The organism is Streptosporangium minutum (assembly GCF_002149035.1).
GTDB lineage: Bacteria > Actinomycetota > Actinomycetes > Streptosporangiales > Streptosporangiaceae > Streptosporangium > Streptosporangium minutum.
The window spans coordinates 1-1,309 of record NZ_NGFP01000506.1; the positions used below are offsets into that span (position 1 = coordinate 1).

The 1,309-nt window shown below is 68.4% G+C and carries 1 protein-coding gene; it reads right to left on the bottom strand.

The genetic code is table 11. From position 1 onward, the window contains the following. Nucleotides 1–201 precede the first annotated feature (201 nt). Nucleotides 202–1,309, bottom strand: a 1,108-nt coding sequence (locus CA984_RS44050; protein ID WP_086579162.1) for an AI-2E family transporter, incomplete at its 5' end; no start/stop codon positions are given.

Below are 1,309 nucleotides of genomic sequence, written 5' to 3' on the forward strand. Positions count from 1 at the left end.
CCTCATCCCCGCAAGACAGGCCCCGCCGCGACCCGCGACTCGAATCCCCTCATCCCCGCAAGACAGAAGGGCGCGGCTTCACTCTGACCGAAGCCAGAGCAGGTGACGCGGATCACGGAAGTAAGAGAGGGAGCGGGGCTGGGGGCCGGTTCCTGTGGAGGGCGCCGGTACGGCAGCGGGCCGGGCCCCCGGCGGGCCGGGTCAGACCTGTTCCTGGCGGGGCATGACGACCTCGCGGACGATGAGCAGGAGGGCCGCGACCAGCGGGATGCCCAGCAGGGCGCCGACCACGCCGAGCAGGGCGCCGCCGACCAGGGCGCCGACGATCGTGGCGAGCGGTGGGACGTCCACCGAGCTCTTCATCACGCTCGGCGCGATCCAGTAGTTCTCGACCTGCTGGTAGATGGTGAAGAAGATCAAGCAGACGATGCCGACGGTCGGTGAGACGAAGAAGCCGACCAGGGAGGCGATCCCCGCGCCGATGAAGGCGCCGACCATCGGGATGAGGTCGGTCAGGGCCACGATGAGGGCCAGCGCCAGGGCGTAGGGGACCTTCATGGCGATCAGGAAGAAGAAGGTCGCCACTCCGGCGATCAGCGAGATGATCAGGTTCCCCGCGACGTAGCCGCCGATGCTGTCGATGATCTTGTCACCGAGCAGGCCGGCGCGGGTCCGGCGGGACTTCGGCACCAGGCGGTAGGCCATCTTCTTGAGCGAGTTCAGCGAGCCCAGGAAGTAGAGCGTCAGGACCAGGACCGTCAGCGCGTTGAAGACCGCCCCGATGAGCACCTGGCCGAAGCCGAGGACGCCGCCGAACATCTGGCTGCCGAAGTCGCCGCTCGTGACGTACTGCTGGAGCTTCTCCAGGATCTGGAAGCGCTGGTCCAGGTCGCGGATCATCGGATTGTTCTGCAGCTCCTGGACGTACTGCGGGAGCTTCTCCACGAAGTCGGTCGACTGCGTGGTCAGCGGCGGCACCACGGCCAGCCCGAAGACGGCGAAGACGGCGATGACGCCGAGGAAGACCACGGTGATGGCGACCACGCGGGCGAGCCCGCGCTTCTGCAGGTTCTCTACGGCGGGGTTCAGGCCGATGGCGAGGAAGAGCGAGACGATGATGAGGATCAGCACCGAACTCGCGCTCACCACCGCCTGCACCAGCCACCAGGCGGTGAGCACGCCCAGCGCGGCGGTGAAGCCGAACACGAACGGGTTGCCGCGCATCGACCGCCCCGGCCGGCCGAAGGGCAGGTCGGCGGAGGTCATGTCGGAGGGGGCCGCCAGCGGTCGCACGGGGCCCGCCGAGGTG